Origin of the sequence: Sphingomonas molluscorum (assembly GCF_039522995.1) — a bacterium.
Classification (GTDB): domain Bacteria; phylum Pseudomonadota; class Alphaproteobacteria; order Sphingomonadales; family Sphingomonadaceae; genus Sphingomonas; species Sphingomonas molluscorum.
On the sequence record NZ_BAAAEL010000015.1, the window covers coordinates 89,792 to 107,831 of the forward strand.

The 18,040-nt window shown below is 69.6% G+C and carries 16 protein-coding genes; 4 read left to right on the forward strand and 12 right to left on the reverse strand.

The window, feature by feature from the left end:
* Positions 1 to 207: 207 nt before the first annotated feature.
* From ABDZ92_RS14720 to ABDZ92_RS14760, 9 genes are all read right to left on the reverse strand, one after another.
* A complete protein-coding gene (locus ABDZ92_RS14720) occupies positions 208 to 681 on the reverse strand; it encodes a DUF2141 domain-containing protein (RefSeq protein ID WP_125960405.1) in 474 nt (157 codons plus the stop codon).
* A 70-nt stretch (positions 682 to 751) separates the two neighbouring features.
* Positions 752 to 2,095 (reverse strand): lipopolysaccharide biosynthesis protein, encoded by a 1,344-nt coding sequence (locus tag ABDZ92_RS14725; RefSeq protein ID WP_125960404.1) that lies wholly within the window; start codon positions 2,093 to 2,095, stop codon positions 752 to 754.
* Entirely contained in the window at positions 2,092 to 3,222 is a 1,131-nt protein-coding gene (locus ABDZ92_RS14730; RefSeq protein WP_125960403.1) for a CDP-alcohol phosphatidyltransferase family protein, read from the reverse strand. The genes ABDZ92_RS14725 and ABDZ92_RS14730 overlap by 4 nt, the downstream gene beginning before the upstream one ends.
* A 46-nt stretch (positions 3,223 to 3,268) precedes the next feature.
* Entirely contained in the window at positions 3,269 to 4,396 is a 1,128-nt protein-coding gene (locus ABDZ92_RS14735) for a hypothetical protein (RefSeq protein WP_125960402.1), read from the reverse strand.
* Entirely contained in the window at positions 4,396 to 5,118 is a 723-nt protein-coding gene (locus ABDZ92_RS14740) for a phosphocholine cytidylyltransferase family protein (protein WP_125960401.1), read from the reverse strand. Before ABDZ92_RS14740 ends, ABDZ92_RS14735 begins: the two co-directional genes overlap by 1 nt.
* A 65-nt stretch (positions 5,119 to 5,183) precedes the next feature.
* On the reverse strand, positions 5,184 to 5,945 hold the full coding sequence (locus ABDZ92_RS14745; protein ID WP_125960400.1) for a sulfite exporter TauE/SafE family protein: 762 nt from the start codon (positions 5,943 to 5,945) through the stop codon (positions 5,184 to 5,186).
* A 143-nt stretch (positions 5,946 to 6,088) separates the two neighbouring features.
* Positions 6,089 to 8,434 (reverse strand): TonB-dependent receptor, encoded by a 2,346-nt coding sequence (locus ABDZ92_RS14750; protein WP_343763634.1) that lies wholly within the window; start codon positions 8,432 to 8,434, stop codon positions 6,089 to 6,091.
* Between the two features lie 196 nt (positions 8,435 to 8,630).
* Positions 8,631 to 10,475, reverse strand: a complete 1,845-nt coding sequence (locus ABDZ92_RS14755) for a right-handed parallel beta-helix repeat-containing protein (RefSeq protein ID WP_125960398.1) — start codon at positions 10,473 to 10,475, stop codon at positions 8,631 to 8,633.
* Positions 10,476 to 10,581: 106 nt separating this feature from the next.
* Positions 10,582 to 11,184, reverse strand: a complete 603-nt coding sequence (locus ABDZ92_RS14760) for a peptidylprolyl isomerase (protein WP_125960397.1) — start codon at positions 11,182 to 11,184, stop codon at positions 10,582 to 10,584.
* A 158-nt stretch (positions 11,185 to 11,342) separates the two neighbouring features.
* Between ABDZ92_RS14760 and trxB the strand changes: the two genes are divergently transcribed.
* The gene (gene trxB, locus ABDZ92_RS14765; RefSeq protein ID WP_125960396.1) at positions 11,343 to 12,311 is read left to right on the forward strand and encodes a thioredoxin-disulfide reductase; all 969 of its coding nucleotides are present in this window, start codon (positions 11,343 to 11,345) and stop codon (positions 12,309 to 12,311) included.
* A 147-nt stretch (positions 12,312 to 12,458) separates the two neighbouring features.
* Here the strand turns inward: trxB and ABDZ92_RS14770 are convergent, their stop codons facing one another.
* Genes ABDZ92_RS14770 through ABDZ92_RS14780 form a run of 3 tightly spaced genes read right to left on the reverse strand, consistent with a single transcriptional unit; the run spans position 12,459 to position 14,322 of the window.
* On the reverse strand, positions 12,459 to 13,247 hold the full coding sequence (locus ABDZ92_RS14770) for a hydrolase 1, exosortase A system-associated (protein WP_125960395.1): 789 nt from the start codon (positions 13,245 to 13,247) through the stop codon (positions 12,459 to 12,461).
* Complete coding sequence (locus ABDZ92_RS14775) at positions 13,232 to 14,053, reverse strand: hypothetical protein (protein WP_125960394.1); 822 nt, start codon at positions 14,051 to 14,053, stop codon at positions 13,232 to 13,234. Before ABDZ92_RS14775 ends, ABDZ92_RS14770 begins: the two co-directional genes overlap by 16 nt.
* Positions 14,050 to 14,322 carry an acyl carrier protein gene (locus tag ABDZ92_RS14780; protein WP_125960393.1) on the reverse strand — a complete coding sequence of 91 codons (273 nt, stop codon included), beginning with the start codon at positions 14,320 to 14,322 and terminating at the stop codon, positions 14,050 to 14,052. Before ABDZ92_RS14780 ends, ABDZ92_RS14775 begins: the two co-directional genes overlap by 4 nt.
* 113 nt (positions 14,323 to 14,435) lie before the next feature.
* Here ABDZ92_RS14780 and ABDZ92_RS14785 point away from each other — a divergent pair, with 113 nt between their 5' ends.
* The 3 genes from ABDZ92_RS14785 (at position 14,436) to ABDZ92_RS14795 (ending at position 18,039) form a co-directional block, all read left to right on the forward strand.
* Positions 14,436 to 15,971 carry an acyl-CoA ligase (AMP-forming), exosortase A system-associated gene (locus ABDZ92_RS14785; protein ID WP_125960392.1) on the forward strand — a complete coding sequence of 512 codons (1,536 nt, stop codon included), beginning with the start codon at positions 14,436 to 14,438 and terminating at the stop codon, positions 15,969 to 15,971.
* Complete coding sequence (locus ABDZ92_RS14790) at positions 15,968 to 17,206, forward strand: pyridoxal-dependent decarboxylase, exosortase A system-associated (RefSeq protein WP_125960391.1); 1,239 nt, start codon at positions 15,968 to 15,970, stop codon at positions 17,204 to 17,206. The genes ABDZ92_RS14785 and ABDZ92_RS14790 overlap by 4 nt, the downstream gene beginning before the upstream one ends.
* Positions 17,207 to 17,442: 236 nt before the next feature.
* A complete protein-coding gene (locus tag ABDZ92_RS14795; RefSeq protein WP_425542295.1) occupies positions 17,443 to 18,039 on the forward strand; it encodes an XrtA/PEP-CTERM system exopolysaccharide export protein in 597 nt (198 codons plus the stop codon).
* Position 18,040: the final 1 nt, after the last annotated feature.

An 18,040-nucleotide genomic window follows, 5' to 3' on the forward strand; every position in this document is an offset into this window, starting at 1 on the left:
GGGGAGTAGGGGACGCCATCTGCTCTGCCGGTTCCGAGGTAATCTTCTTCAAACGCGCCCCCGGGGTACGATGCTTGAACGGGAGGCGGGCCCATGCACCGCACGATTGGCCCGTCCGCGCCCATATCGTGGCAGTTTTGTGGCGACCGCCGCCTTCGGCAACCCCTATCGCACGGTTTCGCCGGGGAAGCGCCCGGCTTTTACGACCTATCGGCCATAGCGCGTGCGGATGGCGATGCTGCCGCCGCTGGCGGGCAGCGGAAAGCGCGTCGCCTTGAACGAGGGCAGGCCGAAGGTGGTCGGCGCATCGTTGGAGAAGCCGTACCCCTCCTTGGGGGCAAGGGCCGTGCGGTTGAACTTATGGTCGCCGTTCTCGTCATGGTAGGTGGCAAGCGCATAATGGCCGGGCGCCAGCCAGAAGCAGGCGCGGGTGGTCGGCGCCGTCGCCTTGACCCGCGCACGCGCGAGCTTGGCGCCGCCTTTCAGGAAGCGGCTGCTGTCGTCCGGATAGACGGTGAAGGCGACCTCGCCATCGGCGCTGCGCACGCTGGTGGCGGCGACCTCCAGCTTCACCTTGCCGTTCCCCGGCGTGCCGACGCAGGCCGGCGCGGCCTGGGCGGGAGCGGAGAAGGCGGTGGCGCCCGCGAGCAGGGCAAGCGCGGCAAGAGCGGTACGCGACATCGAAGACTCTCGTTGCAACAACTGGGCGTCCGCTATGCGCTCGCCCGGATGAACGGGAGATGGGCGGGGCCTATGCCACCGCCCCTTCGGTCCGCAGCCGGTCCCGCCGGATCGCGAGGCCGAGCATCAACGCCAGCAGCACGGCCGTGACCACCGAGGCGATCAGCACCCCGGCCGCGATACCGTTCGCCCCCATGCTGGGCGCCAGCAGGAATGCCGCCGCGAACATGGTGCCCGTGGCTGCCAGCCGGACGAAGAAGGCGCTGCCGGCGCGATTGGCCGCCATCAGCACCGGCTCGAAGCCGACGGTGCACAGGTCGATGCAGCCCGCCGCCGTCAGCCACAACAGGCTGGAATAGGCGTTGGTGAACTCCGATCCGCCGACCAGCGCCAGCACATGCTGGCCCCCCAGCAGCAGAAGCCCGAATACCAGCGCGGCGACCAAAGTCGCGACCGAGACCGAGCGCACCAGGAACTTGCCCACCTTGCGCAGGCCGCCCGCGTCGATCGAGCGCACGATCTCTGGAAAGGCGGCGCGGGCGAGGAGCTGCGACAGCTTCGTCATCGCCTGTGCCAGCTGCACCGCCAGCCGGAACTCGCCCGCCGCGGTGGTGCCGGCGACGCCGCCCACCAGCAGCAGCGGGAACTGCTTGCTGGACAGGGTGAAGGTCGCATTGGCGTTGGTGCTGACCGCGAACTGGACGATGCCGGGGTTGTCGGTCACCACCGCGCGCAGGCCGTGGCCGTGGCGGCGCATCAGCCGCAGGTTGCCGGTCCGCGCGACCATGAGCCAATAGGCCGTGGCCGTCAGCAGCTCGGCCGCCATCCACGCGACCAGAAAGCCTTGCAGCGTCGGGTGGATCAGCGCGACCAGCCCTGCGCCGACGAGCCGCACCACCGGCGTGGCGCTGTCCGCAAGTGCGGCGAGCGAGAAATTGTCGTTGAGCCGCAGGATGCCGAGCGGCGTCGAGCGCAGCGATAGCAGCTGGATGATCGTGAAGATGAAGGTCGCGCGCCACAGCGTCGGGCCGATGCCCAGCATCTCGCCCCACAGGCTCAGGATCGTGGCGGCGACGCCCACGCCCACCACCGCGCTCGTCGCGTCGAGGGCCGTGCAGGCGCGAAACAGCCGCCCCAGCCGGTCGAGGTCGCCCGCCGAACGATGGGCGGTGCCGTAGCGGACGATGATCTGCCAGGTCTGGAAGCCCACCAGAGCGACCAGCACCTGCGAAGCGCCGACGATGATGGAGAAGCGCCCGAAGTCGGTCACGCCCAGCGTGCGCGTGACGATCGCCAGGTAGAAGAGCGACAGCACGGCGGTGACGCCGCGCCCGGCGAGCAGCCATCCCAGATTGTGCGCGACGCTGCCCAGCCCCTTGCGCGGGGTGCCGGTGCGCGCGGCGAACGGGTTCACGCGAGCCAGCTGGTGATCCTTTCGCCGTGACGGGCCACCCACATCGCCTGAAACAGGCGAACCAGGTGCACCACCAGCGAGATCGCGGTCCAGGCCGCCACCCCGATGATGCCCCAGTCGGGACGCTGCACCAGCAGCAGGAAGAACAGGATCACCATGTTCGGGTTCCGGCGCGCGGTGATGAGCCGGAACCAGCTGTCGAACCGCTCCCAGACATGGATGTGCATGCCGAAGCGGACGATGAACGCGCCCTCGATCAGCCGCTGGGCGACATAGCCGAACAACATCGTGCCGATCACCAGCCAGAACATCTGGTCGGAAAGCGGCCGGCCATAATCGGCGCAGCCCGCGGCCCAGGCCCACCACCAGAAGGGCGGATGGACCAGGTCGACGCCATGGTCCCAGGCGTTGCCGAGCTTGGACGAGGTGATGGTGCAGCGCGCGAGCTTTCCGTCCACGGTGTCGAACACCATGAAGACGAGCCCGGTGGCGAGCCCGGTCCAGAACCACCCGTGCCAGAAGGCGACCGTGGCGACGATGCACAGCACGCTGCCGGCAGCCGTCACCTGGTTGGGGGTGATCCCCAGCCGTGCGGCGATGCGGGTGAGGGCGAAGGCCCATTCCGGCCAGAGATATTTGGTGAGGAGGTCGGTCACCCCCTTGTAGGCGCCGGTGTAGCTCGCCCGCTCGATGCCGGGCACCGCCTCGGGCACCAGCAGCTCGACGAACGGCTGCTCGCGCTTGCGCAGCGCCTCGTTGAAGATGCCTTCCTCGGCCTCGGCCCGGATCTCGTCCATGCCCGCTTCGGGCGAGACGGGCGCCTGCGCCTGCATCGCGGCGAGCACCGCCTCACGCTGCGCGGCGTTCGTCACGTGCGCGAGCGCGGGCACGCCGTTGCGGCTCACCAGCGTACCGGGCCGGCCGGTCAGGTGCGCGATCCAGACGGGATCGAACGCGAAGCGCAGGTTGACCAGGATCGTCGGGCCGGTCGGCTGGTCGGTGAAGGCCAGATCGCGCGAGGCGGCGATCCGCCGCACGCGCTCTTCGTTGGTCATGCCCCACAGCAGCGTCGGGTTGCTGCCGACGGGCGCGACTGCCGGCCGGGGCTGGGCATCCTTGGGTCTCATATCCGGGCCGATACCCGATCGTGCGCCGATTGCGAGAGGAAAGCCGTCATCCCGAGTGGCGCCCCGCCAACACGCCCAGGATTTCGGATGCGGCGCGCGTCGGTGCGGCGCCGCTGGTGTCGCCCAGCGAATCGCTCGCGAGCGCCGCCTGCGCATCCGCAAAGCGCGGGTGCTCGGTCCCGGCGCGGGACAGGGCGGGAAGGACGCCGTCGAGGCTGTCCACCACTTCGCCGGCGACCCACATCGCGTAGGAGGGATCGTCCTGCCAATGCGCCCCGCCCGCGTTCAGGAATACGCACGGACGCGGCCGCACCAGGAATTCCAGCACCTGGCTCGACGTGTCGCCCAGATAGACGTCGGCGGCGGCGGTGTAGCTGCCGTCCACCGCGGCAAAGCTCTGGTAGTCGCAATGCGTGTCGCCGCGGCCCTTCAGTTCTTCGCACAGCGCACGAACCTCCGGCGCCCGCTCCACCAGCCGCTGGTGCGGCGCGAAGATCAGGTTCCACTTGCCCTCGGCGAGCACCTGCCGGACGACCTGCTCGCCCCAGCGCCACCAGGAGGAGCGGTGCTGCTGCCAATGCGGATTGTAGAGCAGCACCGGGCGGTCCTCGGCGAAGTCCGGCCTCGCATAGCTGCGCTGGCGGAACCCCGCCTTCACATAGCCGGTGGCGACGATCCGCTCCGGTGGCATGCCCCGCACCAGATAGGTCTGGCGCTCGCGCTCGCTCGGCACCAGCGTCCGCCAGGCCGCGCGGCGGCGGCGGTCGTCGCGCGCGCTCATCGAGCCGACCCCGTGCGAGGTCTTCACGAAGCGCGTGGGGAGGAACGGCAGCAGCCGCGGCAGCCACAGGGTCGTCTGCTCGGCGCAGACCGCGACGGGCACCCGTGCCAGGCGCGGGGCAAGCCCGGCGAGCATCGGCAGCTTGGGCGGGAGCGGCGGGTTGGTGCCGGCGTCCACCGCAACCGTGCGGAAGCCCGGCGCGCGGCGGATGCGGATCGGCGCGTGCGGCCGCCCGGCCAGCCAGCCGCCGATCAGCGCCTCGTGCATCGACGTGCTGACCCACAGGTCCTGCGGCAGCTCCGGCGCGAGGTCCGAGAGCGCTTCCACGATCGGGAAGAGGTGCGGGATCAGCAGTGTTTCGCCCAGGAACAGAAAGGCGACCCGGTCCCGCATCAGGCAGGCGTTCCTTGCGCCGTGCCCCAGGTGTCGATGTCCTCGGGCCGGTCGATCTCCTGCCACTTGCCGGCCTGATGCTCGATGGCGGTGACGCCGACGGTCGCGGCCAGTTCGGCGACGATCGCATGATGATAGGCGGCATGGCCGCTGTCGCGCTCGATCACCGTTTCCAGCGCGCGGGCGTAGGCGCCGTCCTCCCCGGTGCTGGTGATGACGCCCAGCGAGCGGTGGGTGGTGCGCGCGCTGTCCAGGTCCTTGGCTACCGCCGTCACGCGGTCGTCCGCCACGGCCACCCGCATGTCGTCCAGCACGGGGCCGCGGATCGGCTCCACGACCAGGCCGATGCCGGGCGGCGGCTGGCGCAGGGCTTCGCTCAGGACCGCCTGCTCGAACACCGTGTCGCCGTTCAGGAGGCAGAAGGGCTCGAGCAGGTGCGCGCGGGCGACCCAGACGCTGCCGATGCTGTTGCTCACCGACCAGAACGGATTGAACACGGTCGAAACGCGCAGCGGCAGGGCGCGTTCGGCGACGAACTGGCGCACCTGCCGGTGGCGATATCCGACGACGACCGCGGCTTCCTCGATCCCCGCCTCGGCAAGCGCGGTCAGCTGTTGCAGCAGGATCTCGCGCCCCTGCACCTTCACCAGGCACTTGGGGATTTCCATGGTGAGGGGCAGCAGCCGGGAGCCATAGCCCGCGCTCAGGATGACCGCTTTCATGGTCCCGCCTTAGCCGCTGGGCCCGTGCTTGTCAGCTTCGGCGGCACCAGGGGCGCTCCGCCGCCTCAGCCGAGCGCGCGGATGAAGCCATAGGTGCTGGTGATCGTCAGCACCGTGCCGACCAGGATCAGCATGGTCTTGGTCGGGATGCGCTTGGCCATCACCGCGCCGAACGGCGCCGCGACGATGCCGCCGATCAGCAACCCGAGCGTCGCGGTGGCGAAGTCGCGGATGCCCAGATGGTAGATGAAGGTCGCCGACACGGTCAGCGTCAGGAAGAACTCGACGCTGTTGACGGTGCCCACCACCTTGCGCGGCTCGACGCCCTGGACGAGCAGGTTGGAGGTGACGATCGGGCCCCAGCCGCCGCCGCCCGCCGCATCCAGGAACCCGCCGACGAGGCCCAGCGGCTCGACGACCTTGGGCTTGGCGTGCTTGGGCGGGAACAGGATGCCGCGGATCAGCAGGTAGATGCCGACCGCAACGAGATAGCCGAGCACGAACGGCTTCACCGCATCGCCATCCAGGTTGGTCAGCAGATAGGCGCCGCTCACGCCGCCGATGACGCCGGGGATCAGCAGCCGCAGGAACAGCTTCTTGTCCACGTTGCCCGACAGGACGTGGCTGATGCCGGACACCGCGGTGGTGAAGGTCTCGACCACGTGAACGTTGGCGGACGCGCGCGCCGGCGGAAGCCCGATCACCGCCACCAGCAGCGTGTTGCAGATGACGCCGAATGCCATGCCGAGCGCCCCGTCGACGATCTGGGCGCCGAATCCCACGGCAATGAACGGCAGCAACGCTTCTACGCTGAACGAAGGATCCACGGCATCTTCCCTGTTGTTGCGGTTCGACCATGCCGTGGCGGAGTTCGCCCAACAACATAGATATGGTTTGAACTGGTCCGGGCGGTCGGACGCCGGCGCGGCGGGGGGAGCGCGTCCACCGCGCCGGCATCGCCCCTCTTTTTCTAAAAGCGATAGCGTGCCGTCACCTGGGCGGTGCGCGGGTCCCCCGGCACGCCGGAGAACATGCCCGAATTGCCCGACTGCGGCGTGAGCAGCGTCATATAGTCCTTGTCGAACAGGTTGCGGACCAGCCCGAACACTTCCCAGCCCGCGTCCGCGGCGAAGCCGACGCGCAGGTTGATGGTCGTGTAGCCGTCGATGCGGAGGTACTTCGAATCCGATGCGTCCGCGAAATAGCCGGTGCGCGACTGACCCTCGATGCCGACATAGGCGTCGCCGTTCAGGCCGGTCGGCCGGCGATATTCCGCGCCGTAGGAAAAGGCCCAGCGCGAGGTGCCTGGCAGATCCTTCCCCGAAAGGTCGCACACCGTCGTCCCAGACGCGATCAGCTCGAGCGGGCACGGGGCATTGTCGAAGGACACATAGTCGGCGTCGGTGAAGGCGGTGCGCAGATAGGCCGAGAGGCCGGAAACCGGCGCCAGCACCAGGTCCAGCTCGGCGCCCTGCGATCGCACGGAATCGATGTTGGCGAGGTAGCCGCGCAGCGCACCGGGGCCGGTATCGACGACGTTCGCCTGGAAATCGTCCACGTCGGTGCGGAACAGGGCGAAGTTGGCCGTGAGCTTGCGCCCGAACCACTGGCTCTTGATGCCCACTTCGTAGGACTGCGACTTTTCCGGGCTGACGATCGCACGATCGAGCGCCGGGTTGTTGGTGGCGTTGAACGGCAGGCCCGCCAGGTTGATGCCGCCCGACTTGAAGCCGCGGGCATAGCTTGCATAGGCGAGCAGGTTCGGCCGCGCCTGCCACGACAGGTTGATGTCGCCGGTCAGCGCGTCGTCGCTGAACTTCACGTCATAGGCCTGCGGACGGAAGATCGAGAGCTTGGCCGCCTGGAGCGCCGGGTCGTTGGTCTGGAGGCCGCCGGACACGACCGCTTCGTAGTCCGCGGTCTTGTGCTCATAGGTGTAGCGTAGCCCCGGCGTCAGCCGCAGCGTATCGGTGATGTGCCAGGTGACCTGCGCGAAGGCCGCATAGCTCTGGATGGTCGACAGTGCCGACGAGGTGGTGATGTAGCCGTCGAGCAGGTTGGACGGGATCGCGGTGCCGTTCGCCGTCTGCGTCCCCAGCAGCCAGAAGGCGGCGTCCGAACCCCATTCGGTGACGTTCTGCCCGCGCAGCTCCTGGTAATAGGCATAGAGGCCGAGCGTATAGTCGAGCCGGTTCTGGCCGTTGGACGCGAGCCGGATCTCCTGGCTCAGCTGATCCTGCTGCACCGGGTTCGCCGACTGCGGGAGGATGTCGAGCGCGGTATAGTCGCGGTCGTTCGCCGGCTGCCAGTCCCACCAGCGATAGGCGCTGACCGAGGTGAGGGTGCTGCTGCCCAGGTCCACATCCGCGATCGCCGAGATGCCGCCGATCTCGGACCGCGCCTTCAGCTTGCCATCCGCGTCGGCAAGCCGGTCATAGGGGTCGAGGCTCGGCGGACGATAGCCGAGCGCGGCGGAAAGTGCCGGGAACTGGCGGCTGGCAGGCCGCAGCGTCTCGCCATAGCCGGCATAGACCTGGGTGCAGCAATCGGCATCGGACAGGTTGTAGTCGGCGATCAGGCGCACCCGTACGTCGTCGTTCGGCTGCCACAGCAGCTGCCCACGGACGGCGAAGTTGTCGAGGTCATTGACGTTGCGGCCGGTCAGCGTGCTCCGCACGAACCCGTCGCGCGTGGTCTTCCCCGCCGCCACGCGGAACGCCAGCGTCTCGCTGATCGGCCCGGTCACCGCCGCCTTGATCTGCCCGAACTTCTGCGTGCCGATCGAGGCCTCGAACTCGCCCTCGGGCTTGAAGCTCGGCGACTTGGTGGTGATGTTGACGGCGCCCGCGGTGGTGTTCTTGCCGAACAGCGTGCCTTGCGGCCCGCGCAGGATCTCCACCCGCTCGATGTCGAGCAGGTCGAACGCGGAGGCCGCCGGGCGGCTGTTGTAGACCTGATCGACATAGAAGCCGACGCCCTGCTCCAGGCCGTCGTTGGCAAGGCCGAACGACACGCCCAGGCCGCGGATGTTGAGCGCGGTGTTGCGCGGGTTGGACGAGGTATATTGCAGCGTCGGCGCCTGCTGCGACACCTGCTGGATGGTGAAGGTGCCGGTGCGGGCGATCTGCTCGGCGCCCAGCACGGACAGCGCGATCGGCACCGACTGCGCGCGCTCGGCGCGGCGACGGGCGGTCACCACGACGTCCTCGCCTCCAGCGGGTTCGGCGGCAGGCGCCCCCTGCACCTCGGCTGCCGCAACGGCTTCGGCCGCCGGGGCGGGCGGCTCCGTGCTCGCCAGCGGAGCCGTGGTCTGCAACGCCAATATCACCGCAAGCGAACTCGGCACAATCAACCTCCCTGTTGTCTATCGGCGCCAATCTCCACTGATTTAGTGGAGTATCAACATGGATGCTGCTTTACCAGCGACAAGCAGGGCTATCGGACGGGCGATGGCACCGTTTCGGCGGGGCTAGGCAGGCGCGGCAGGAGGCAGGTTGTGGAAGGGCTGGGCGCTAGTCCTCGCGCGCCTCATCTGCCGGTTCCTGGGCTTCCGGCTCCTTCGGCTCCTTGGGCTTCGGGAGGTATTTCGTCGGGAGGGGCGCAGGAGTCACCGGGCGCCCGGCGGGATCCTTGTTCGCCGACGCCGACACCTGCTCGGGCGCCATCGCGTAGATTGGCCCGACGCTGTTGCCGGTCACGCGATAGCGCGCGGCCGTCTTGGGCGGCGCGAACAAGGCGATCGGCAGCGGTGCCACGCCCTTGCCGAGGATGAAGCGGTTGTCGCTCACCTCGATGGTCGGGTTGGCCCCGAGCGGGCGTGCGCGAATGCCGATCGACTCATCCGCCTGCGGGGTCAGGACGCGCACCTCGTTGCCGCGGATCACGGTCCGCGTGGCGCCGCCGCCCAGCATGCGCACCGGATCGCCGGCGGGCTTGTCGAACACCAGGCGGTTGTCGAGCATCTGCAACTCCCCGGTGCTGAGATAGGAGAAGTCGCAGCCGACGTTCTCGAACCGGTTTCCCTGCACCAGCATCCGGCTGAAATAGCTGGCGGTGCAGGTGCCGGCGCCGCGTTCCCCGGCCCATACCAGATGGTTGTTGAGGAACTGGACGTCGATGCTGCCGTCGTTGCGACGGAAGCCGGAGCTCCTGAGGGCCAGCAGCGACGTGCCCTTCGGCTTGCCATAGCGCCCCTTGCCGAAGCGGATGTGGAGCGTGGAGCCACTGCCGTCCTGGCTGCCGTAGTTGTCGCGAAAGACGATGTTCTTCGCCGCGTAGAAGGTGACGTAGCAGAAGTTGCCGACGTTCTTGACGATGTTGTGGTGGGCAAGCGCGTTGAAGCAGCCCTCGAAGTCGACGCCCACGTCCGTCATGGAGTCGATTTCGTTGTAGGCGACGAGGATCCCGTCACCGTTGTTGCCATAGACGCCGCCGTTCCCGCCCGACAACTTGTTGTGGGTGATGTAGACCTCGCGCACGCGGCGCATGAATTGCGGGGCGCCGCCCTCGCGGTAGCGGGCGCCGCCGCCCCACCAGCTCACCTTGGCGAAGCGGCCGACGTTGCCGACGGCGGCGACCCGGCGGGCGAAGTTGAACCGTACGACCTGGCTCAAATAGGAGCCCGCATCGACCCGGTTGTCGTAGACGAAGATGTCCTCGTTGAGGTCGTCGGGCCGGGTGGGATGGAAGCCCGCGGCAACTGCGGGGTCCACGATCTCCTTGCGCCCCTTGTTGTAGCTGCGGTTCACCTTGCGCAGGTGCGTGACCAGCAGCGCGCCCATGCGGTCCGTCGAGCAGCGCGTGACCGAGACGTTGCGCAGATTGTTGCCGACCAGGATCAGCCCCAGCGGCTTGTGCGGTTCGGGCCGCACCACGCGGATACTGTCGATATGGATGTCGCGCAGGAAGTCGGCCGGATCGCCGCTTGCGGGCGCTGCGGTGAACAGGCCGGTATCCTTGCCTTCCACCCGGATCACCGAAGCGTCGCCGGCTCCCAGGATCGTGATCGGTGCCGAAAGCTTGATCTGGCGGGTCACGCGGATCGCGCCCGCCGGGATCAGCAGTATCTTCACCCCGCTCGCGATCGCCTTCTCGAACGCCTCGGTATCGTCGGTCTTGCCGTCGAGTGTCGCGCCGAAGCTGCGAATATCACGCCCTTTGCTGCGGGCCGCCGCGAAGCCCGCGTAGAGCGCGCGCCGGGTCGGGGCCCAGCTCGGCCAGTCCGCATCCTCACCCTCGGCGCCGACCCCTCCGCCGGCACGCGAATGCGTGGCCGCGAAGGCACCCACGGCGGCGAGCCCCGAGAGCGGCAGGAGCGAACGGCGGGTGAAGCGAAGGCGGTGCGAGGCGTCGGACATGAAGGGCAAACTCGTTCAACGGAAACGACGTTCCCTCTCGGCGGCGCGGCCGAGCGAGGCACGCGGCTTGCGGCGGCCGGTGCGCCGGCTCCGCCGAAGCGGGAGGTCAGTCGATCCGGCGGGCGGACAGGATGCGGACGGGATCGGCGATCATCTCGCCCTTGAAGTGGCCGCCTTCGCTCACGGGCGCGTTCAGGATGCGGTGGACGACCTCCATCCCCTCGACCACCCGGCCGAACGCCGCGTAGCCGAGGTTGTCGCCTTCGCGGCTGGGGTCCGCGTCGAGCGAGGGCTGCGCGCCCACGCTGATGGTGAAGTCGCCCTGCGCGGTGCCGGGCGCCAGGCGCGCGATGGAGATCGCGCCGTCGACATGGCGCACGCCCGTTTGGGTGGTCGGCTCATGCTTGATCGGCGGCAGCACCCGCTTGGGGGCGTTCTGCACGCCAAACTGGACGAAGCCGAAGGTCGGGGTGACGCGCACCGTGCGGTAGAAGACGGTGCCGTCCAGCCGCTTCTCGTCGACATAGCGCAGGAAATTGGCGGTGGTGATCGGCGCGCGGCTCTTTTCCAGCTCCAGCACGATGCTGCCCTCGCTGGTCTCGACCTTCACCCGCGCCATTTCGGCGGCGGGAGGGGCGGCGGCAGGCGTCTGGGCGAGGGCGGGAGCGGCGCACAGCGCCGCGACGAGCAGGAGCAGGCGTTTCAACATGGGGCACAGCCTATGCGCTCGGCCGTTACGACGCCAGCCGGGGCGCGGCTTTGCGCAGCCGGAGCTTTTCTTTGCTGGGACAGCGCGGGCCGCATCCCCATGTTGCGGTCACACCCGCCGTGCCGTTAATGGCGCGACAGTTTCGAGACGGAAAAGAGATGACCACCCACACCACCCGCATGCTGATCCTCGGCTCCGGCCCGGCCGGGCTCTCCGCCGCCATCTATGGCGCGCGCGCCGGCCTGAACCCGATCGTGGTGCAGGGCATCCAGCCCGGCGGGCAGCTCACCACGACCACGGACGTCGAGAACTACCCCGGCTTCGCGGAGGTGATCCAGGGCCCCTGGCTGATGGAGCAGATGCAGGCCCAGGCCGAGCACGTCGGCACGCGGATGATGTACGACACCATCGTCGAGGTGGACGTGAGCCAGCGCCCGTTCCGCCTGATCGGCGACGGCGGCGACGTCTATGAAGGCGACGTGCTGGTGATCGCGACCGGTGCCCAGGCACGCTGGCTGGGCCTGGAGACGGAGGAAGCGCTGAAGGGCAAGGGCGTCAGCGCCTGCGCGACCTGCGACGGCTTCTTCTACCGCGGCAAGAAGGTGGCGGTGATCGGCGGCGGCAACACCGCGGTCGAGGAAGCGCTCTATCTCACGAACCACTCGCCTGACGTGACGATCATCCATCGCCGCGACAGCTTCCGCGCCGAAAAGATCCTGCAGGAACGGCTGTTCGCGCACGACGCGGTGAGCGTGCTCTGGAACAAGAAGGTCGAGCGGTTCATCGACGGCGGCGGCAACGTCGGACTGGTCGGCATCGAGCTCAAGGACACGGTCACCGGCGAGCTGTCGCAGATCGAGGTCGACGGCGGTTTCGTCGCGATCGGGCACCATCCCGCGACCGAGTTGTTCCGCGGCCATGTCGAGCTGGACGAGGACGGCTATATCGTCGTGGAGAAGGGCTCGACCCGCACGAACGTGCCGGGCGTGTTCGCGTGCGGCGACGTCACCGACAAGGTCTATCGCCAGGCCGTGACTGCGGCGGGCACGGGCTGCATGGCCGCGCTCGACGCCGAGCGTTTCCTGGCCGAGGCGGACTTCGAGAAGATCGCCGAAGCCGCCGAGTGATCTGCCTCTCCTCCGTTTGTCTCGAGTAGGGATCGAGCTTGTCGAGAGCCCGTATCGAGAGAGCCACAACGACCGACCTCTCGATACGCCGTCTCGACAAGCTCGACGGCTACTCGAGGCGAACGGAGAAAGAGCCAGCGGCGTAGCCTAGCCGAGGGCCTCCCGCACGCGCGCGTGCAGCCATTCGGCGTCGGGGGCGCGCGCGAAGCTGTGGCTGGCGGTGTCGTGCTCCAGCACGGGGATGCGGCTGCGGATCGGGTCGAACACGGGTCCGCGCCAGGCATCGGCGCAGGCGATCGCCGTGTTGTCGCGTCGTGCAAGCAGGAGCGTAACCGGAACCTCGCTCCCGGCGAGGCTGGCGGCGACCTGGCCGGCAAGTGCGCGCGACCGCGGGCGCGCGAGCGCGCGTACGCCACGTGCCAGCTTGCCCAGATCGACCTGCCCGCGCAGCAGCCGGAGCCAATGCCTGGGGTCCCGAAGCCGCTCGGCATAGCGCGCGCGCACCGCGGCGGGCGGGGGCGTGTCGCCCTCGTTCTCGACCAGCCACGGATTGGCGAGGAGCAGCGCGTCGATGCCCGCCGCTTGGTGGAACAGGGCCAGCGTCGTCGCGGCATCGCAGTTGCCGAAGCCCAGGATGCGGGTGAGGTCGGGTGCCTCTACGCGAAACGCCGCGACGGCGGCGGCCAGGTCCGCGCCGCTGTCGGCAAAGCCGCGGTTCTCGCCCGTCGAATCGCCGATGCCGCGCCGGTCGTAGCGGAACACGGGCCACCCGCCGGCCGCGATCCGCTGCGCGAGCAGGGCCATGCCCCGGTGCGCGCCGATCCGCAGCTCGTTGCCGCCCGAGACGATGAGCAGCCCGGCGCTGCCCGGCGCCGCGTCCAGCGTCGCGGCAAGCCGCTCGCCAGCGCAGGGGAACTCGATCAGGCGGCGCGCCACGTTCGCACCCAGTCGGCAATGTCGGCGGCAAGTGCCTGGGCGAGCGCGGGATCCGCGTCCGGCTCGGCGCGCCGCCAGGGCGACGGATAGGGTAGGCGGCGGTCGGCCGGGCGGGCATCGTTCTCCAGCCGGACGATCCGGTCCGGCGTGCCGATGTCCGCCCCGGCGAGCGCATCGAGCAGGCGAAGGCCGATCCGGTTGCCCGCGATCTCGACCGCCGCCCCTGCGGCACCCTCGCGTACCCCGTCGCCGTGCTCCTGCGCAGGCAGGAGCCCAGGGTTGCTCTGTTCAGACAAGCGTTGTTCTGCTTGGTTCTGGATCCCTGCCTGCGCAGGGATACGGTCGTGTGCGGAGGTGCCTTGCGTCTTTCCCAACGGCCTCACGCCTTCCGGCGTCCCGGCCGAACGCGCGGTGCGGTGCAGCTCCCGCAACAGCTCGGCACCGGTCTGCGGCGACAGCGACCAGCGCGCCTGAACGTCTGCTTCGCCGTCGAGCAGGGCCCCGGCGCGAATGCTTGCCGCGAACCGAGGCTGGGGCAGCGTCGCAACGCATGCGGCAAACGCAGCGCGCCAGTCCGCCAACGCGGCGTCTTCGGTCGGGAGCAGGCTCTCGCCCTGGCCCGGCAGGTCCGGAAGCACCCCTGCGATGCCCATGTCCGACAGCTGGCGCAGCACCGACACCATCAGCGTGCGGGTGCGGTTCGCCTCCTCAAAGGGCGGCAGGGCAAGCACCACAACCGGCCCGGTGGCGGGACCGAAGCGAAGCATCGCCTCTGTGCCGCCGGGCCAGTCGTAGCGGTCGATCAATGCACCGCCTTGCCCATGGCGAAGCGGGTCAGCGAGCCGAAGGTCGCCAGCGTATCGCCGTCGATGTCGTCGTCCTCGATCAGGATCCCCAGCCGGTCCTCGATCTCGGTGAGCACCCCCGCCACCGCCATGGAGTCGAGCTCCGGCAGCGCGCCGAACAGCGGCGTTTCGGCATCGAACGCCGCCACCCGCTCGGCCGACAGGCCCAGCACCTCCCGCAGCACGGCCCGCACGGTGTTCTCGATCTCGTTCGCCTGTTCCGGAACCAAGGGATTTTCCTCTTGCTGATTGGACCCGCTGTTAGTCGTCGCAGGCCCGAAAGCCAAGCTGCGCGCATGATGCGGGCGTGGCTTTGGCGACGGCATCGGCTATGCGCTCGCCCATGGTTCCGCTCGATCCTGTGCCCCAGCCCCTGGACACGTTGCCGTTGCGGGGAAACCCGGCGGCGCCCGCGCTGGCGGGCAAGGACGGCACGCTCTCCTACGCCGAGCTGGAGGCGGCGGTGGGCCGCCTCGCGCACTGGCTCCACGTGCGGGGGCTGGCGCCCGGCAGTCGCGTCGCCGGCTGGTTGCCCAAGTCGCGCGCGGCCTGCCTGATGCCGCTCGCCGCTGCCCGCGCCGGGCTGGTGCACGTGCCGATCAACCCGGTGCTCAAGCGGGCGCAGGTGGCGCATATCCTTGCCGACAGCGGCGCCGCGCTGCTGCTGACCCAGCCGGTGCGTGCCGGGCTGCTGGAGGCAGGCGACGTCCCCGCGGGCTGCGCGGTTGCGGTGGAGGAAGAGGCGCTTGCCCATGCGGCGGGGGCCTTGCCGCCGTCACGCGCCGACACGGACGCGCTTGCCGCGATCCTCTACACCTCCGGCTCCACCGGGCGGCCCAAGGGGGTGATGCTCAGCCACGCGAACCTTTGGCTCGGCGCCATCTCGGTCGCTCATTATCTCCGCCTATCGCCCACCGACCGCGTGCTCGGCGTGCTGCCGCTGAGCTTCGACTATGGGCAGAACCAGCTTTTCTCCACCTGGGCGGCGGGCGGTTGCGTGGTGCCGCTCGACTATCTGACCGCGCGGGACGTGGTGAAGGCGGTGGAGCGCGAGGGGATCACCAGCCTGGCCGGTGTACCCCCGCTGTGGACACAGTTGCTGGAGGCGAACTGGCCCCCCGAGACGGCAGCCCGGTTGCGCCGGCTCACCAACTCGGGCGGCGCGCTGACGACCCCGATGGTGCGTGCGCTCCGCCAGCGGTTCCCACAGGCCGATCTCTACCCGATGTACGGCCTGACCGAGGCATTCCGCTCCACCTTCCTCGATCCCGCGCTGGTGGACGACGCGCCGGACGCGATCGGCCGAGCCATTCCCTTTGCCGAGGTGCTGGTGGTGCGCCCCGACGGCAGCCGCGCGCAGGCCGGCGAGCCTGGCGAACTCGTCCATGCGGGGCCGCTGGTGGCGCAGGGCTATTGGCAGGACGCGGAGCGTACGGCGCAGCGCTTCCGGCCTGCGCCCGCCTTTGCGCGGAGCGGCGGCACCGCCGTCTGGTCCGGCGACACGGTCGTGGAGGGGCAGGACGGCCTGCTTCGCTTCGTCGGCCGCGACGACGAGATGATCAAGAGCGCCGGCAACCGCATCAGCCCCACCGAGGTCGAGGAGGCGGTGCTTGCCGGCGGGGAGGTGGCGGAGGCCGCGGCGTTCGGCGTGCCCGATCTGCGGCTCGGCCAGGCAGTGCTGGTCGTCGCGCGTGCCAACGGCCCCGCCGAGACGGCAGAGGCAGCCTTGCGCGAGCGCCTGCGTCGCGAGCTTCCCGCCTTTCAGCAGCCCGCCCACTATCGCTGGCGCGATGCGCTGCCGCGCAACGCCAATGGCAAGCTTGACCGCAGCGGCTTGCGCGCCGCCGTGCTCGCCGAGTTCCAGGAGATGCCGCAATGAAGCCGATCGGCCCGATCCCGCCCGCCTTTGCCGGGCAACGGCGGCTGACCATCGGCGGCGAGGATGCCGAGGCGCTGGTCGCCCGCGCCGGCGACACGCCGCTGTTCGTCTACGACCTGGGCCTCGTCGCCGAGCGGGTGGACCTGCTGCGAAGCGCGCTGCCAGCGGGGGTGGGCATCCACTATGCGATCAAGGCGAACCCGCATCCCGATCTGCTTGCCAACATCGCGCCGCTGGTCGACGGGCTCGACGTCGCTTCGGGCGGGGAACTGGCGCACGCGCTGGCGGTGAAGCCCGCGGCCGAGATCAGCTTCGCCGGCCCCGGCAAGCGCGACGACGAACTCGCGGCTGCGATCAAGGCCGGCGCCACCCTGAACGCGGAGTCCGAGGGAGAGGTGGCCCGGGCGATCGCGATCGGCGATCGGCTCGGCATCCCTCCGCGCCTGGCCGTGCGGGTTAACCCGGACTTCGAGCTGCGCGGCTCGGGCATGCGGATGGGCGGGCGCGCGTCTCCCTTCGGGGTCGATGCCGCGCGCGTGCCGGCGCTGGTTCGCACGATCCTCGCCTCAGGGGCGGCGTGGCGCGGCTTCCACATCTTTGCCGGCTCCCAAGCGCTCGACACCGCCGCGATCATCGAAACCCAGGCCGCCACCGTGGCGCTCGCTGCCCGGCTGGCCGACGAGGCCGGAGCCGCGCCGCCGCTCGTCAACTTGGGGGGCGGCTTCGGCATTCCCTATTTCGCAGGCGACCTGCCCATCGACGTCGCGGCGATCGGCGCTGCGCTTGGGGACGCGCTGGCGGCGCGCCCCGCCACGCTGGCCGACAGCGCCTTCGCGATCGAGCTCGGGCGATGGCTGGTGGGGGAGGCGGGCGTCTACCTCACCCGCGTCATTGACGTGAAGGACAGCGGCGGCGAGCGGTTCGTGATCGTCGACGGCGGGCTCCACCATCAGCTCGCCGCCAGCGGCAATTTCGGGACGGTCGTGCGCCGCAACTACCCGCTTGCCGTCGCCGGACGCCTGGCGGAGCCCGCAACCCAGACCGCCTCGGTCGTGGGCTGCCTGTGCACGCCGCTCGACCGGCTCGCGGATAAGGTCGCTCTGCCCGAGGTCGCCGTGGGCGACTTGGTCGCGGTGTTCCTGGCCGGCGCTTATGGCGCGACCGCGAGCCCAGCCGCCTTTCTCGGCCATCCGGCGGCGCGCGAGCTGGTGGTCCAGGGGAACCGCCGGACCTGAAGGTCGTTGAGCCGCTTCCGAATGGCCGCTGGGGGGCTGGAGTGCGGCAGGCAGGCGTCGGGAAGCTTCCCGATATGGCACGCCGACCCAGGGGAACCGCCGGTTTCTACCTAACCCTATGTTTACCGGGCCGGGTATAGGGCAGCAACGATCCTGCACCCCTTGGGCGGCGGGCGATGAGCGAGGGGTTCGATATGCGCGTGCACAGCTTCCCGGCGGCGGCCGGCATCATGGCCATGGCAGCGATGCTGCTGGGCGGATGCGCCGCGACCCGCCCCGAACTGCCGGCCGCGCCCTTCGTCACCGCGCAGGAGACGCCGGGCGAGGATTATGTGATCGGCCCGCTCGACCAGCTCAACGTCTTCGTGTGGCGCAACCCGGAGCTGTCGGCGAAGGTGCAGGTCCGCCCCGATGGCCGCATCACCACGCCGCTGATCAGCGACATGCCGGCGGTCGGCAAGACGCCGGCGATGCTCGCCCAGGACATGAAGCTCGCGCTCGGCGAGTATATCAAGGACCCGCTGGTGTCGGTGATCGTGGAGAATTTCTCCGGCACCTATAGCCAGCAGGTGCGCGTCGTCGGCGCCACCGAGAAGCCGGCATCGCTGCCGTACCGCGCCAACATGACGCTGCTCGACGCGATGATCGCGGTCGGCGGCGTGAACGAGTTCGCGGCCGGCAATCGCGCGCGGCTGGTGCGCTATGACCGGACGACCGGCAAGCAGCAGGAATATGGCCTGCGCATCGCCAGCCTGCTGAAGGACGGCGACACCTCCGCGAACGTGCGGCTGGCCCCGGGGGATGTTATTATCATCCCGGAAACCATGTTCTAAA